This window comes from Phaeodactylibacter luteus (genome assembly GCF_007993045.1).
GTDB classification, from domain to species: Bacteria; Bacteroidota; Bacteroidia; order Chitinophagales; family Saprospiraceae; genus Phaeodactylibacter; species Phaeodactylibacter luteus.
On the sequence record NZ_VOOR01000020.1, the window covers coordinates 1 to 15,330 of the forward strand.

Genomic DNA, 15,330 nt, shown 5'->3' on the forward strand with positions numbered 1-15,330 from the left:
AGATACCGGGGACGTCACTGTAATCCTGCAGAACCAGTATGGCTGCGATTCCGTCGTCGTCACTTCTACCGCACTGCTACCGACCGATTCCACCTTCATTTCCCTGCAGTCCTGCAGCCCTGCCGATACCGGGCACGTCACTGTAATCCTGCAAAACCAGTTCGGCTGCGATTCCGTCGTCGTCACTTCTACTGCACTGCTGCCGACCGATTCCACCTTCGTTTTCCTGCAGTCCTGCAGCCCTGCCGATACCGGGCACGTCACTGTAATCCTGCAGAACCAGTTCGGCTGCGATTCTGTCGTCGTCACTTCTACCGCACTGCTGCCAACCGATTCCACATTCATTTCCCTGCAGTCCTGTAGCCCTGCCGATACCGGGCACGTCACTGTAATCCTGCAGAACCAGTTCGGCTGCGATTCCGTCGTCGTCACTTCTACTGCACTGCTGCCGACCGATTCCACATTCATTTCCCTGCAGTCCTGCAGCCCTGCAGATACCGGGGACGTCACTGTAATCCTGCAGAACCAGTTCGGCTGCGATTCCGTCGTCGTCACTTCTACTGCACTGCTGCCAACCGATTCCACATTCATTTCCCTGCAGTCCTGCAGCCCTGCAGATACCGGAGACGTCACTGTAATCCTGCAGAACCAGTTCGGCTGCGATTCCGTCGTCGTCACTTCTACTGCACTGCTGCCACAAACCATTGACACCCTTAAGCTAAACCTATGCCCAGGCGACAGCCTGCTTATCAATGGGACATATTACCACAGTGGCAATACCAACGGCGTAGATACCCTCGTCAGCAGCAACGGATGTGACAGCATACTGATCATAGCGGTAGACAGCCCGCCTGCAGCGTCTATTTTAACGGTAAAAGATACCCTCTGTGCTGGAGATTTCCGGATTATTAATGGGCAAACCTACAACAGCTCCAACCCGACAGGTAGGGACACCGTATCCTATTCAGGTACAGGATGCGACTCCCTCATCATATCCGTCGACCTATTTTTCAGTGCGCCGGAGGTACAATACACCGTGCTAGCCCCCGGCTGCCCTGGCGAGAGCAGCCGGTTAAGGCTAGACAGCATCTACGGCGGTGTACCCCCTTACGTCGCCGGCGCAGACGGTGGTGGCATCCCTGTCAATAGCCTGCCCGTAGAAATTGCCCTGCCCTTGCCGGAGTTCAGCTTGCATATTGAAGACCTTTACGGCTGTAGACAGACTTACACGGGCATTGCGGATACCCTCCCACCCTTTCAAATCAGCCTTCCAGACACCTTGTACGTCTTGGCTGGCAGCACCATAGCCCTCACCCCCGCATGGGATTTCCCATTGGAGGAAGCCATTTGGGCACCGGCAGCAGGGCTTGAGTGTACCGACTGCCCTGTGGCCCTTGCCTCTCCAGAAGCGACCACTCGGTACACGTTGCAATTAGCCACCACTGACGGCTGCCTGGCATCAGCCGAGGTCCTTGTAATTGTAGAGGATGAGCCCCGGATTTTCACACCCAGCGGTTTTAGCCCTAATGGCGACGGGCAGAATGAGCGCTTCCGGCATTACAGCAGGCCCGGGCATGTAACCTCGACTGAACATTTCGAAATTTACAACCGATGGGGGCAACTGATGTACCAAGCAAGGGACATCCCTGGAGAAGCCACAAACTGGGGTTGGGACGGTATGCTGAGGGGAGAGCCTGCCAATACAGGAGTTTACGCTTATCGCTATACCGTCCTCTTAGGCAATGGGCAATTGCAGACCTATGCCGGCACTGTAACGCTAATGCGGTAAAGGCAAGCAAAATAGCCTTAACTTGCCTTAAAACTAAACCTATGCCTGAGCTGCCCACCTCCAAATGGACCTTAGACAGAATCATCAATATCCTGCTGTATTTGGGCGGGATCGTACTGTTTTTAGCCTTACTCGACTATCTGAGCCCTTACCTTACCTCTTTTTTTGTGGCTTTGCTTGTAGCGTACATCTTAGAACCTATTGTCAGCTTTTTCCAAACCCGTTTGAAATTGAAGCGCCGGTGGCTGGCCGTAATTGCCACCTTTCTGCTGATTTTTGGTTCGTTAAGCCTATTGCTTGCTATCACATTGCCAGCCGTGAGCAGTGAATTTTCCAAGCTTCAGGGGCTAATGGAAGAAAGCCCGCTGCTGCATATCGAAGACTTGCTGCCAGAAGGGCTACAGGAGGAGATTGAAGCTTACCTGTACAGTGAAGAAGTAAAAGAGCTGCTCACAGAAGAGAACCTGGCAGGGTATGGCACCAAGCTGTTATCCTACATCTGGGGAGCTCTGAGTAGTGCCATGGGGCTCGTTTTGGGCTTATTCAGCCTGATCACCTTCTTCCTGTATCTGGTTTTTATCATGCTCTTTTATGACGATTTTTCCAAAAACTGGAAACGGTCCATCCCACCCGCTTACCGACAAGGGGCTGTGACGCTGATACAAGATGTGGAAGCCGGCATGCAGGTTTACTTCAGAGGGCAGGCGCTTGTGGTCTTTTGGGTGTGCATATTATTTGCTACCGGCTTCAAAATCATCGGGCTGCCCCTAGGCATCCTGCTCGGCATAGTTGTCGGGCTGCTCAATTTTGTGCCCTACCTGCAGACCCTTGGCCTCTTGCCCGGCCTCTTGCTTGCAGGGGCACAAGCACTAGAGACTGGGCAAGAGTTCTGGCTATGCGCAACCTTGGTTCTTGTGGTCTTTGCCGTAGTGCAAGGCATACAAGAAGTTTTGCTTGTACCGCGCATCCTGGGCAATGCTACAGGGCTAAACCCGGCAGTCATCCTGCTCGCGCTTTCGGTATGGGGAGGCTTATTTGGCATTATAGGTATGATCATAGCACTACCGATGACGACTTTACTGATCAAGTATTATCAGCGCTTTGTCCTAAAAGAGGGGTAAAACCGCTGGCTCACATCCTTTTAACATGGTAGGTTAACATTCATGTGATTGCACAGCAAGGCATTAACCCGTTTCTTTGTATCGATACTAAGAACAACACTTACTACTGCATACGCAATAGTTCGTAAACGCTTAAACAAGCACTTGAATAGGCACATATTGGAGAGGGGAGAAACTATCAGGTTCAATTCGGAATAGGATTATTTTAAGGAGCGTAATTTCTATTTCATTGCAACTTGTTCTCCTCTTTTTTTTTGCCTAAGCTGAAACGACATTAATTTGACTTCCTGCTCACATATGCACAATTCTACACTTAAGCAGGGGGTGGACAGCAGCATAAACACACTACTCAACTACTTTCAGTAAGCTAGCAGCCTCAACCCATTTGCCTAAGCTTAGCTACAAGCGTTTCTTTACTGTTCACTCCCGCTTTTTTGTAAATCGATTTCACATACGTCCTCACGGTATTGATGCCTACCTCATAGGTATCGGCAATTTCCTTGTACAACATCCCTCTTATTAAAGCGTGGGCTATCTCCTTTTCCCTTGGCGTGAAAGACAAACCTAGCCTTTCCAAAGACTCTTCTAAATTGATGGCAGCCCCTTTTTGGAACGCCGGCTTTTGAAAGGTAGAGATCAGCGGCCCGGAAAGGGCGGGTTCGATATACCCACCGCCCGCCATTGTTGCCTTAATGGCTTCCTTTAGAGAAATAGCAGAGCTCTTGAGGTAAAAACCATTGGCCCCCTTCTGCAGGGCTTCCATCAAGGCTTCTGTATCAGACATTCCGGTCACAATCAGCACTTTAGCATCCGGCACCATCCGCTTGATCTGCTCCAGCTGTGCAAGGCTGCTCCTGCCTGAAAGGTCTAGATCGAGCAATAGCAGGTCGGGTGCCCCTACCTCCGGTAAATGCTCATAAAAGTTGCCAATGCTGTTGTAGCTGCCCTGATGCTCAAACCCTTCAAGCTGAAAGATTTCGAACTCGAGCGCATCGGCCATTAAAGGGTCATCATCTACGATGATTACTTTTTTGATCATAAAGAAGGTAAAGTGTTGTACATATTAGAGGGAAAGGTAACACAGGCTACGGTTTTATTGTTGCCATAGCCCCAATTTATGTGTAATTTGGGATTCGTTTCAGCCTAATTGACCGGGCGCAAACCAGATTGTCGTTTTTCTTGGGGCCTGCCCCTGCCCAATGGGCAGGTGCCGCTATGCTACGGGGCTCGCTATCCGCTCGGCCCTATCGGGCTTCCCACCCCTTCGCAGCGCTAGGCCAATGCCGAACTATAGCGCGAAAAGCATAAACGCCTGCGACATTTTGGTTTACGCCTAATTGACCTTATTCAAGACAAATATGGACACACTGTACCGCCATTTGCACATCGTGCTGATCCTCAGCAGTATCTATCCTTTTACCAATGCCAATGCCGCCCAATTGCCTGCTCCCGCAGTATTGGAAGTCAGAGCATTCGAAGAGGGTGATGCATCATGGCACACACTTCCACTTTCTCCTGACCGCCTGAGGATGCCGGTCCATTATGAGGCTTTTGAACTGCTTCTGCCTGCCTATCCTCAACCTATGGAGTACAAAATCGAAGGCCTTAGCCCAAAATGGTCGGCCTTGCCTCCCGCAAACAAGCTCCCCCTCCACCGGCTGCCCGATGGAGAATACCAGCTCCTCCTCCGGCCTGCAGGCGCTACCGCTGCTACTATGGCGCTGCCGATCAAAGCCCCTAGGGTTTGGTACCTGCAGACCTGGTTCTTGCTGTCTTTTCTAACCGCCAACATCCTAAAAGTCATCGGCTTTTTCCGTTGGAGAGAAAAAAGCCTGCGCAAAGAGCGCGATAAGCTGGAAGGCGAAGTAGCCGCCCGGACCGCAGAAATAGAAGCGGACAAAGCAGTGATCGCCAATCAAAAAGAAGAGCTGGAATCTGCCAACCAAACCAAAGACAAGCTGCTCGCCATGATCGGGCACGAGCTGAGAGGGCCGCTCTATTACCTCAGCAACCTCTCGGCCAGGGTAGAATACCTGCTGCAGAGCAATAAACCAGAAAAAGTGCTTCAGCTCACTTCTCAACTGACCACTTCCACCCGCAACCTCAATCAACTGATGAACAACCTCCTGCACTGGAGCCTGCTGCAAGCCGGGAAAATGAGCGCCCGTAAACAATCTGTAGCCTTGCACAGCATCATAGACCACCTGCTGCAGGTCAATAGCCCCAGCGCCAGCATGAAAAAGGTAGCGATCCGGCAAAATTGCCAACCGGGCATTACAGTTGAATCCGATCAGCAAGGGCTGACCATCGCCCTGCAAAACCTCATCAGCAACGCGGTCAAGTTCACTCCTGAAGGTGGAGAGGTCAATATAGAAGCCCGGGAAGAGGCCAAATACGTGACCATATGCGTGAAAGATACCGGAGTTGGAATGGACGACGCCCAAGTCAGGCAGCTGTTCAGCAACAGCATTAATGAGAGCCAGCAGGGCACCGCAGGAGAGAGGGGCACCGGGATTGGCCTGGCGATAGCCCATGACCTTATACAGCTCAACAAAGGCGAGATCAGTGTCTTCAGCAAGCCGGGCAAGGGGTCAGCTTTCGAAGTGCGCCTGCCCAAAACTACTGTGCAGATAGAGAGGCCAATGCTGCAAGAACGCGCCTGAACAGCAGCAGGGCCTAATCGGCCAAAGCGCTTCCGGAACTAAACGCCGGAAGCGCTTTTTATTTCTCCACAGCTGCCGGGATAGGGCGATACTGCCACCACATCGCTAGAGAGAAGGCGGAAATTAAATGCCACACCCCCCAAAATGCCGCCACAAGCGCCATGCCGCCAAGGCCGTCAAAGAAATTAAAAATCAATATCAGTGCTAGCCCTGAGTTCTGAATACCCGTTTCTATAGAGATCGCCCGCGCATCTGCCTGTGGAAGGCGGTTGCTCATTGCCCAAAAATAGCCTGTCAACAGTGCCAGCGCATTGTGCACAAAAACCAACAGAAAGACAATGTGGAGGTAGTTGATGATGTTGTCAAAATTGGCATAAAGCGCAAAAATCACAAACCCAATAAATATAGCCATAGACAACATCCGGACCGGCTGCTTCAGCCGGGCGGTAAAGAACGGGAACTGCGCGTGCAGCAACATCCCTGCTATCAAAGGAAGCAATATCAGCTGTACTATCGTAGCAACCATACTCCCTGGAGCAACATATATGTCCTGCTGTAGAGCATCCGCTCCAGGGACCAAAGGCGCCAGAAAAGTGAAATAGAGTGGGGTAACGACCACTGCCGCCAGCGTGGACACGCTCGTCATCAGCACGGAAAGGGCGGTGTTGGCCCCTGAGATGTGGACTGCAAAATTGGACACATTCCCCCCTGGGCATGCGGATACCAGCAGCATGCCCAGCGCAATACTGGGCGCAGGGCGGACAGCCGCAATCAACAGTAAGGTGAGCAAAGGCAACAGCAACAGCTGCGAGCTAAGGCCTACCAAGGGCGCTTTGGGCCGGCGCAATAGGTCCCGAAAATTGTCTACCCGCAAATCCAGGGCGACTCCGAACATAATGAATGCCAAGCACACATTGAGCAGTGACAGCTGGTCGGGGTTGAAATTGATCTTTATGGCGTCAATTGGGGTCGTCATAGGCTGCAATTTAAACGATAGCCTGCCAAAATTAGAAATATCTGGCTGAACACAGGTAAACCAGGCATTTTTGTAATTTCACACCAACGCCCTGCTGTTGCCTCAACAGACAGGTATTTTGTTAGCAGCTGCCCAAAACAATTCTCCTTTATGAAAATGCTCTTGCCTACCCTCTTTATCCTATTGGCCGGTACCGCCCTTCCTGCCCAAAACCCCATTTCCGAACTAAAAACGCAGGCCCGCAGCGACTATCATGTACTGAGCCGTAGCCAAGCGGATATGCCCTTACAACAAGCTGTCGATAAAGACTACCCCTACCTCAAACACCTCTACGAATACTACCACGCTCATCCAGAATTATCATTCCACGAGCAACAAACGGCGGCACGCATGGCCCAAGAGCTGAGGGCCATAGGGTTTGAAGTCACAGAACGCGTGGGGGGCACTGGCGTGGTAGGCGTACTGGAAAATGGAGAAGGGCCCGTCATCCTTGTCCGAGCAGATATGGATGCCCTGCCCGTAACGGAAGAAACCGGCCTGCCCTATGCCAGCACAGTTGTTGCCCAAGATGACAGCGGGCAGCAAGTAGGGGTAATGCATGCCTGCGGGCACGATGTCCACATGACTGTTTGGGCGGGTGCCGCCAGGCAGCTTGTGCGCTTGAAGGATAATTGGTCAGGGACGATCGTCTTTATCGGCCAACCGGCAGAAGAGCGCGGAGGAGGCGCCAGGGATATGCTGGCCGATGGGCTGTACGAACGCTTCCCGCTGCCCGACTTTGCACTGGCTCTCCACTGCAGCGCTACCCTTCCTGCCGGGAGCATCGGCCACCGGAGCGAGTATGCGCTTGCTAATGTAGATATGATGGACATCACGGTAAAAGGGGAAGGCGGGCACGGCGCTTACCCTCATACCACCAAAGACCCCGTTATGCTCGCTTCAAGGATTGTAGTCGCCCTACAAACCATCGTCAGCCGCGAAATCTCCCCTTTGGAGCCTGCCGTAGTCACCGTTGGCAGCATTCATGGGGGCACCAAGGGTAATATCATACCCAATGAAGTAAAACTGGAGCTCACGATGCGCTCTTACACCGATGAAGTACGGCAAGCCATCATCGAAAAAATAGAACGCATTTGCCGGGGCGTCGCCATTTCTGCCGGGCTGACGCCTGAACAGTACCCTGTCATACAGCTCCGGGAAGAGTTCACGCCTGCCGCTTACAACGATCCCGCCCTTTCAGCCCGCATGCAGCAGGCTTTTATACAAGCGCTGGGGGCAGAGCAAGTTGTGGAAGTCGCCCCTGTAATGGCTGGCGAAGATTTCAGCCGCTACGGGCGGACCGAGGAGGAAGTCCCCTGCTTTATCTTTTGGCTGGGCACTGTGCCGCCTGAGGACGCAGCGGCCGCAGAACGGGGCGAAACCACCCTGCCTTCTCTGCACAACTCCAAATTTGCCCCCCTTCCTGAGCCTAGCATCAAAACGGGCGTTGTAGCCATGACAACCGCTGTGCTCAACCTACTGAAAAGGCCATAGCTTTTTACCAGAACACAGGCCGCATATTGTAAGCATCAAGGTCTATTGCTGTGCCCCAGCCCATGACCGTTTCGTACCCGCCATCGTTTTGTTGCAGATGTACAACGCTGCGGGGCACAGCACGGGGCGAAGCCGCATACTTGGTCAGGATATCCAAATCGGTATCCCCATCTAAATCGGTCAGGAAACTATCCTGCTGCCGGCAGCCTTTTTCCCCACAATATGCGTAAGCAAGGACATTGATCAAACCCAACTGCTCCCCGTACAAGTCGAAAAGCACCAAGGTATGCTCGCCCTTCTCTGTTGGCAGCCGCAACAGATAATGCTCCCCACGGTTGCCTTTGATCCGGTAGACTGCATAGGCCGTGCCGCCCCGGCGCTGCAGCTCAGACAGATAGGGCTCCGGCAGCATATCCCAAAAGCGTTCTGGCACCGCTTGCCCTTTGAACGGGTACTCCCGGTCTAGCTCGCCATCACGGGCTGCATACACCCGAAGGTTGCCGACGTTTTCTGTATCAAAAAGACGGATGAAAGCTGCCGCCCGCGCAGAGGCCGGCCTGTTGCCCATAGGGTAAGGGCTGACGCTATATGCTTCATCTGCCCTGTCATTTTCCGGAGCTTGCGCAAAAAGGGCAGGGCCGGACAAGCATAATGCGACAAAAATAATCCAGGAAAGAGCAGACTGCTGTAACATGTGTTTAAAATTTATATTGGATAATCACCTGTTCAACAGAAGCCTCCCTGCCCATGTTCGGCTAATGCCCCCGGCGCTGCAAGCGTGCCACCTGCCTAACCTGGACCGGAAATGCCTTTACCTCCGGGATATCTTCGCCCTCATGTGACTGCCCTCCTGATGCCCGCACGGCTTCATGTTGACCAGAAATGATTTCGTAGTGCAGCTCTCCCCCATCCAGATAAGCGGTGCTCAGCAGCAGGCTGCCCATGACTTCAAATCGGCTGTACAAAGCCCCGCCTATATAATTGGCTTCCATAGCGATGGTATTCTGCTCGTCGATCAGATAAATGCCCAGCTCTGGGCGCAGCGGCTTAAGCAGGTAATCCCGCAGGCCCGCAACCTTATCCTCCCCATAGATGATGCGGTAAGTATGCCATGCCGAGTCGGTCGGCAAGATATGGAGCTCCATTGGCAACTCCTGCGCGAGCCCCTTGGCATGGTAAATTTGAAGTATCCCCGCCCATTCGCCTTCCCAAGAGGCCGGGAACCCCAGGCTATCCTGCGCTTGAGCAGCGGCGTTCGCTAGGCTACCGACAAAGGCCGCACAAAAAAACAGCCAACGGGCATTTTTCATTACTTTTAGTATCATCGCTAATCATATTTGTAAGGCAAGATTGCCACATGGTTTGGAATAGGAACTATACGCTGGTTGAAAATAAGGTTTGGAGCTAAAATGCAAAAGGTAAAAATAATTTTCCGGCTCAGGGCTGCATTGGCACTGCTCGCTACCGGGCTGGCAGCCCATTTGGCTGCACAGGGAGGCTACTTCCAACAGGAAACCGGCTACACCATACATGTGCGCCTAGACGACACCTCCCATGTCCTCCATGGGCACTTGGCGCTTGAATATACGAACAACGCGCCCCACGCCCTCGATACCCTTTGGCTACATTTATGGCCCAATGCCTACAGCAGCCGGCAAACGGCTTTCGCCAAACAAGCCCGTGCCATAGGCAGCCTTGATTTCCAATTTGCCCCTAAAAGCCAACTAGGGGGCATCGACTCCCTTTCTTTCGCCCAAGACGGCAACGCAACGCCCTGGCGCCCCCACCCGGAACACCCCGATATTGCCTTTATCCTCCTCCCCTCCCCCATCCTTCCTGGGGCCTCCACGACCATAACCACGCCATTCCGGGTAAAATTGCCAAAAGTCTTTTCCCGCTTAGGGCATACCGGCCAGAGCTACCAGATCACACAATGGCACCCCAAACCTGCTGTCTATGATGCCTCCGGCTGGCACCCTATGCCATACCTTGACATGGGGGAGTTCTATAGTGAGTTTGGCACATACACCGTCCACATCACCCTCGCAGACCGGTATACGGTAGCCGCCACTGGCACTTTGCAAACGCTGGAAGAACAAGAGCGGCTGCAAGCCCTGTCCCAAAACCAGACTGTTGGCCACAGCGGCCGCCTGAAAACCCTGACCTATACTGCAGACCGGGTGCACGATTTTGCTTGGTTTGCCGACGCCCGCTACCAGGTCAGGCAAGATACTGTGCAGCTGCCTAACGGGGACAGCGTACAAACCTGGGCTTTTTTCCTCGATGGCAGCAGCAGCTACTGGGCTAAGGCAGTCCCCTTCCTGAAGCGGGCCTTACGCTTTTACAGTCAGCAGGTAGGCAGCTACCCCTACCCACAGGCCACCGTGGTAGAAACAGAAGCCGGGGCTGGGGGCGGCATGGAGTACCCTATGATCACCAATATCAGCGGCGCATTTGACGAGCAGTCGCTTGACATCCTTATCGCGCATGAAGTTGGGCACAACTGGTTTTATGGCATCCTCGGCTCCAACGAGCGGGACCATGCCTGGATGGATGAAGGGCTCAACTCCTACTACGAACAGCGCTATGCCCGCACCTATTACCCCGGACAAAACACCCTGCTGCCAGAAGTGATCATGCGCAGGACCCCCATTCAGGAGCGGGAGCTGGGCTACCTATTTCAGGCCCGCCGGCACTTGGAGCAGGCGCCCGCAACCCCCTCGGGGGCCTTATCGCCCGCCAATTACTTCGTTGGGGCCTACGAAAAGCCAGCCTTGGCATTGCACCACTTGCAAGGCTACCTGGGCCGTGAAAAGATGGACAGCCTGATGCAAAGCTATTTTGAAGGATGGAGCTTCCGGCACCCCCAGCCCCAAAATTTCAAACAGCACTTGGAAGCGGGCAGCAAAGAAAACCTAGACTGGCTATTTGACGGCCTCATTGGCAGTGCCCAACCACTGGATTATGCCATCCGGAAAGTAGAACGGCGAGGCAGAAGCGTCAAAGTGACGGTGCGCAACCGGGGCGGGATTGCAGCCCCCATCCCCATCGCACTGATGCAAGGCGATACCGTGCTGAGCCAAGAATGGGCCTCAGGGTTCTCCGGCCAACGCACCTTCAGGCTCCGGGGCAAAGCGGCTGATGCCATCGTCATCGACCCTGAACGCCTGACGCCTGACCTGCGCCGGTACAACAACCGGCGGCAGCTAGAAGGGCTGAGCCTGCCAAAACTGCATTTCCTGGCCGGCCTCAACTCAGACGAAAGCGCCAACCTATTCCTCTCTCCCGCCGGTGGCTGGAATGCACACGATGGATGGATGGCAGGCCTGCTCGCCTATAACAGTGCAGTGCCCGAGCGGCCTTTTGAATTTCAGCTCGCTCCTGCATGGGGCTTCAATAGCCGGCAGCTGGCCGGTCTCGGGCATTTGGGCTACCACTTCTACCCCAATGCTTTACAACGCCTGTCGGTAGGCCTGCGCGCACGGCAGTTCAGCTACCGGAATGGCGGCGCAGCCGCCCCCACCCTTTCCTACCGGCGCTGGCAGCCCTACCTGACTGCCGATTTTAAACCCAATTTTTCCGCCACCGCCCGCTGCCAACTCGAGCTCAGCACACTCTGGCTAGACCGGGAAGCCTTCTCCTTCGCCGACCCGGCCAGCCCTTCCCTCGACCGAGACCCTGCACGCCTGCAACAAGCCCGTTTCACATTTGAACAGTACCGGCGGTTCAATCCCTATTCCTGGACTTTCCTGCTCGAACATCAGGGGTTTGAAGATGCATTTGGCGAAAGCCAGCGTTATGTCAAAGCCACGGCTATGATAGACTGGGACTTCCACTACGCACCACGGGCAGCCGTCCACTTACGGCTCTACGGTGGCTATTTCCTTTACAGCACTTTCCGGGAGGCAGGCTTTACAAGCCCTTTTGCCCTCAACCTCATTTCACAGGGGCACAATGATTACCGCTACGAAGGGCTTTTCCTCGATCGGCAGGCGGCAGGCACTTTCGCAGCCAATCAGCTCCTCACTCACGAAGGGGGCTTTAAAACGCCTATCGGGCCGGGGTTCCCCCTGGGGCGCAGCAACAATTGGGTGGCAGCCCTGAATTTCAGCATAGACCTTCCGCCCGATGCACTGCTGGGCATCCCGATCAAACCTTATCTCGATTTAGGCTATTTTGATAATGCTATGCCCACCGGGCAGAGCGATACTTTCGCCGATCAGTTCGTTTGGAACGGTGGCTTCCTGCTTTCTGTAGCAGATGAAGCACTGGCCATCTACCTGCCCGTAATCAGCTCCGCCAATTTGGGCGACCGGCTGGCTGAACGGGGCAGCTTCTTACAGCGGATTGGCTTTCAGGTCAACTTCCAAAAGCTGAACCCTTGGCGTATCCGCGACCGGATTACATACTGACACTGTATGCCCAAAACATCCGCCTTGCGGTAAAAGCTGAAGCTACAGCAGTATAGAGCCTGGCCAAAGGCTACCGCAAGCTCGCAGGACAAGCCTATCACGCAAAATGCCCCCTATCACCGCACAATGGGCAGCGTTAAGGGGCATTTTTTTGCCAATGCGCGCTATGACAGCCGCCCTACTCCCTGCAATCGAGGCATACCAAGCCCTGATCCGTCATCTCCCAGATGCTCCCCGGGTTGTCATAAATGCGGGGCCGGTGAGCAGCCTTGTCCGCTTCCTGAATGGAAAAACGCTCCGCGCCGTCAAAACGGATGAACTTGCCCTCCGGGATCTGCAAGGTGAGCTCCACTTCCTGCACGCGCCACTTCGTACCCCTTGGTATCGACAAATAATCTGGCAGGGTGAGGACATCCCCTTCTACCTTAGGCTCGTAAGCAATACCCAGCGCCAGTTCCTCTGCCAAGGCTTGGTTGGTGCCCCGGGATTGCAAGCGCTCCCGGAGCAGGAAGCCTTCTCCTTCCCCACGCCTGATGGCAATATCGACATTTCTGACCTTCAACTGCTCTGGGTAAAAGGACAGGTCATTGTCGATGGAAAACGCTGCACCGGCAGCGCTGTGCCGCTCAATGCGCAGATTGAGGGTATCAGTAGTGATGGCCGACAGGCCGACGGAGCGCTCAACTGAAGCCTCGTTGCTGAAATCGCGCACCATAAAAGTGAGGACCAGAAAAAGGCTGATGAAGTTGAGCACTCCGAAGCCTGACAGCCCAATCCGCCAAGGGCGGCTCATGCGGGTGCCGTACAACAGCCGGGTGATGGAAAGCCCTGCGCTGAGCAGGAACATCCCAATGATGATGAAAATATTAAAGGCGCCCAGCATGGAGAGCATCGGCCATTCCGGAGAGAAGTACTCCAAGTAAGGCCAGAAAAATACCGTACCGCTGATGGCTGCCATCCAAGAGGCCAGGAAGCCCAGGATGAGGGCACCACCGATAAGCACGAGTATGGGTTTCCACAAATTGCTGATGATGCCGATGATGGCCCCAAGCACTTTGCCAATGATGCTTACTATCTGCCGCAGGGCTTCATTAAGCGCGCTGCTCACGCTCTGTGCTTTTTTTTTACTGTCCTTGCCGCCAAGTTCGCTGCTCAGTTCGCTGACCTTGTTGGAGATATGTGCTACCTCCTCTTCTATGATCTTACCGATATTAGAAACATTGATCGGCTCTCCCCGCATGGCCAAGCGGTCGCTTGCGGTTTCTGCCTTTGGCAAAATAGCCCACAAAATCAGGTACAACGGCACCCCAAAACCACCAGAAAGGACAAAAACAATGAAGGTAAGCCTTACCCAAAGCGGGTCATTGACCCCAAAATAAGCAGCAATGCCAGAACAAACCCCACCAACTACTTCATCCTCAGGGTTGCGGAACAGGCGCTTTCCCGTCCGGTAGGTGCCCTTGGGCCCATCCTCTTGCCGCTGATGATGCCCCCCGCTTTCCTCCAAGGGCTCTGCACCGAAATCTTCGGGGGTGCCCATGATGACGATGGCGTCTTCCACATCTTTTAAAGCGACAATCTGCCGGTGCCCTAAGCCTTCTTGGAACAGCTCTGCCAGGCGGGCCTCAATATCCTGTGTGATTTCTTCATAACCCTCCGACTGACGGAAGTGAGCGTGGATGGTGTCAAGGTACCGGCTTAGGTAGCCGAGCGCGTCCTCGTCTATAGTAAAGGGCACACCCCCCAAATTGATCTGCTGTACCTTATTCATAATCGGGCAAGTTTTTAGTGGATTGATCTACAGCCTGTACAAGGGCGCCCCAGTTGTGCTGAAGCTCCTCTAGCAATTCTCGGCCAGTATCGGTAATAGCGTAGTACTTCCGCGGCGGCCCCATATTGGACTCGCGCCAGTTGTACTCCAGCAGCCCCTGATCTTTCAGGCGGCTGAGCAAAGGGTAGAGCGTTCCTTCCACCACAATGAGCTCTGAAGCTTTGAGTTCGGCTATTATGTCTGAGGGGTAAGCCTCCTTTTTGGAAACGATAGCCAAAATGCAAAGCTCAAGGACACCGCGGCGCATCTGCCGTACCAATTGCTGTCGGGTTTTGTCTATGTCTTTAGCTTTCATAGCCACAAATATAAGGGCACCTAAGGTACTATGCAACACAAAGTACCTTTCAATGCCTGGTATCTTCTATGAACAGCTGCCCTGAGCCGATGAAATCGGTCTGCCCTGCCGATGAGCAGGCGCTGCGGCCAGACTAGACTGCTTGTGGGCAAAAAAAATCCCGGAGCCAGCTCAATTGTGGCCCCGGGATGCTGCCGGCAAAGAGGATCGCCCCTTTTTACTCTTTCACCATTTCTCCGTCCCAGCCTTTCGCAAAGGCGACTTCCTGCAGCTGAGTCATCATTTGGTCCAGCTCTTCAGGGAAGCCATAATACAGCTTCATTTTTTTGGTACGCCCTTCGTGGGTAAATACGATGTAAGTCGTAGGCAGGTCGGTTACGTTGTCCGTGTATTCGTTCTGATATTGGAAAAGGTCCATTTCGACCAGCTGCTTGAAGACTGCATTAGTCGTATCAGCAGCATACTGCCGGCTGTGCTCCCCTTCCAGCTCTACAAAACGGCGGCCGTTGTAGGAGGCCATGCCATCGCCAGACAACTTGAAGGTGTATACGGGGCACTGCCCGAAACAGCCGGTTTTTGACATCTCGATGGAGGTCTCTGGCGTATAATCGTATTTGTTCTTGCTGCACTTTTGGGCGGTGAACAACATAAAGGCGCAGCTCAACATTAGGGCTGTACGAATAGTTTTAAACATAGTTGTGGATTGATTT

12 protein-coding genes are annotated in these 15,330 nt (G+C 53.7%); 5 read left to right on the top strand and 7 right to left on the bottom strand.

The window, feature by feature from the left end; translation table 11 throughout:
* Both FRY97_RS10840 and FRY97_RS10845 read left to right on the top strand, forming a co-directional pair.
* Window positions 1–1,789, top strand: a 1,789-nt coding sequence (locus FRY97_RS10840; protein WP_147167551.1) for a T9SS type B sorting domain-containing protein, incomplete at its 5' end; no start/stop codon positions are given.
* Window positions 1,790–1,830: 41 nt separating this feature from the next.
* Window positions 1,831–2,910: an AI-2E family transporter gene (locus FRY97_RS10845; RefSeq protein WP_147167552.1), complete on the top strand. Its 1,080-nt coding sequence runs from the start codon at window positions 1,831–1,833 to the stop codon at window positions 2,908–2,910.
* A gap of 376 nt (window positions 2,911–3,286) precedes the next feature.
* On the opposite strand, the gene FRY97_RS10850 is transcribed toward FRY97_RS10845, so the two are convergent.
* A complete protein-coding gene (locus FRY97_RS10850; RefSeq protein ID WP_147167553.1) occupies window positions 3,287–3,949 on the bottom strand; it encodes a response regulator transcription factor in 663 nt (220 codons plus the stop codon).
* Window positions 3,950–4,268: 319 nt separating this feature from the next.
* Between FRY97_RS10850 and FRY97_RS10855 the strand changes: the two genes are divergently transcribed.
* Window positions 4,269–5,573, top strand: coding sequence for a sensor histidine kinase (locus tag FRY97_RS10855; protein ID WP_147167554.1), 1,305 nt, complete (start codon window positions 4,269–4,271; stop codon window positions 5,571–5,573).
* A 58-nt stretch (window positions 5,574–5,631) separates the two neighbouring features.
* Here the strand turns inward: FRY97_RS10855 and FRY97_RS10860 are convergent, their stop codons facing one another.
* Window positions 5,632–6,549 carry a bile acid:sodium symporter family protein gene (locus tag FRY97_RS10860; protein WP_147167555.1) on the bottom strand — a complete coding sequence of 306 codons (918 nt, stop codon included), beginning with the start codon at window positions 6,547–6,549 and terminating at the stop codon, window positions 5,632–5,634.
* A gap of 150 nt (window positions 6,550–6,699) precedes the next feature.
* Between FRY97_RS10860 and FRY97_RS10865 the strand changes: the two genes are divergently transcribed.
* Window positions 6,700–8,082, top strand: coding sequence for an amidohydrolase (locus tag FRY97_RS10865; RefSeq protein WP_170254594.1), 1,383 nt, complete (start codon window positions 6,700–6,702; stop codon window positions 8,080–8,082).
* A 4-nt stretch (window positions 8,083–8,086) separates the two neighbouring features.
* On the opposite strand, the gene FRY97_RS10870 is transcribed toward FRY97_RS10865, so the two are convergent.
* Window positions 8,087–8,776, bottom strand: coding sequence for a hypothetical protein (locus tag FRY97_RS10870; RefSeq protein ID WP_147167556.1), 690 nt, complete (start codon window positions 8,774–8,776; stop codon window positions 8,087–8,089).
* A 61-nt stretch (window positions 8,777–8,837) separates the two neighbouring features.
* Entirely contained in the window at window positions 8,838–9,407 is a 570-nt protein-coding gene (locus FRY97_RS10875; RefSeq protein ID WP_147167557.1) for a hypothetical protein, read from the bottom strand.
* 84 nt (window positions 9,408–9,491) lie between these two features.
* Between FRY97_RS10875 and FRY97_RS10880 the strand changes: the two genes are divergently transcribed.
* Entirely contained in the window at window positions 9,492–12,494 is a 3,003-nt protein-coding gene (locus FRY97_RS10880; RefSeq protein ID WP_147167558.1) for a M1 family metallopeptidase, read from the top strand.
* 178 nt (window positions 12,495–12,672) lie between these two features.
* On the opposite strand, the gene FRY97_RS10885 is transcribed toward FRY97_RS10880, so the two are convergent.
* From FRY97_RS10885 to FRY97_RS10895, 3 genes are all read right to left on the bottom strand, one after another.
* Entirely contained in the window at window positions 12,673–14,265 is a 1,593-nt protein-coding gene (locus FRY97_RS10885) for a PspC domain-containing protein (RefSeq protein ID WP_147167559.1), read from the bottom strand.
* Window positions 14,258–14,620 carry a PadR family transcriptional regulator gene (locus tag FRY97_RS10890; RefSeq protein WP_147167560.1) on the bottom strand — a complete coding sequence of 121 codons (363 nt, stop codon included), beginning with the start codon at window positions 14,618–14,620 and terminating at the stop codon, window positions 14,258–14,260. Before FRY97_RS10890 ends, FRY97_RS10885 begins: the two co-directional genes overlap by 8 nt.
* A gap of 217 nt (window positions 14,621–14,837) precedes the next feature.
* Window positions 14,838–15,314: a DUF6438 domain-containing protein gene (locus FRY97_RS10895; RefSeq protein WP_147167561.1), complete on the bottom strand. Its 477-nt coding sequence runs from the start codon at window positions 15,312–15,314 to the stop codon at window positions 14,838–14,840.
* Window positions 15,315–15,330 lie beyond the last annotated feature (16 nt).

What these genes read in the sequence shown, in the direction of transcription:
- FRY97_RS10845 (WP_147167552.1), top strand. Translation starts at nt 1,831, where the DNA reads ATGCCTGAGCTGCCCACCTCCAAATGGACCTTAGACAGAATCATCAAT.
- FRY97_RS10890 (WP_147167560.1), bottom strand. Translation starts at nt 14,620, where the DNA reads ATGAAAGCTAAAGACATAGACAAAACCCGACAGCAATTGGTACGGCAG.
- FRY97_RS10860 (WP_147167555.1), bottom strand. Translation starts at nt 6,549, where the DNA reads ATGACGACCCCAATTGACGCCATAAAGATCAATTTCAACCCCGACCAG.
- FRY97_RS10885 (WP_147167559.1), bottom strand. Translation starts at nt 14,265, where the DNA reads ATGAATAAGGTACAGCAGATCAATTTGGGGGGTGTGCCCTTTACTATA.
- FRY97_RS10875 (WP_147167557.1), bottom strand. Translation starts at nt 9,407, where the DNA reads ATGATACTAAAAGTAATGAAAAATGCCCGTTGGCTGTTTTTTTGTGCG.
- FRY97_RS10880 (WP_147167558.1), top strand. Translation starts at nt 9,492, where the DNA reads ATGCAAAAGGTAAAAATAATTTTCCGGCTCAGGGCTGCATTGGCACTG.
- FRY97_RS10895 (WP_147167561.1), bottom strand. Translation starts at nt 15,314, where the DNA reads ATGTTTAAAACTATTCGTACAGCCCTAATGTTGAGCTGCGCCTTTATG.
- FRY97_RS10865 (WP_170254594.1), top strand. Translation starts at nt 6,700, where the DNA reads ATGAAAATGCTCTTGCCTACCCTCTTTATCCTATTGGCCGGTACCGCC.
- FRY97_RS10855 (WP_147167554.1), top strand. Translation starts at nt 4,269, where the DNA reads ATGGACACACTGTACCGCCATTTGCACATCGTGCTGATCCTCAGCAGT.
- FRY97_RS10850 (WP_147167553.1), bottom strand. Translation starts at nt 3,949, where the DNA reads ATGATCAAAAAAGTAATCATCGTAGATGATGACCCTTTAATGGCCGAT.
- FRY97_RS10870 (WP_147167556.1), bottom strand. Translation starts at nt 8,776, where the DNA reads ATGTTACAGCAGTCTGCTCTTTCCTGGATTATTTTTGTCGCATTATGC.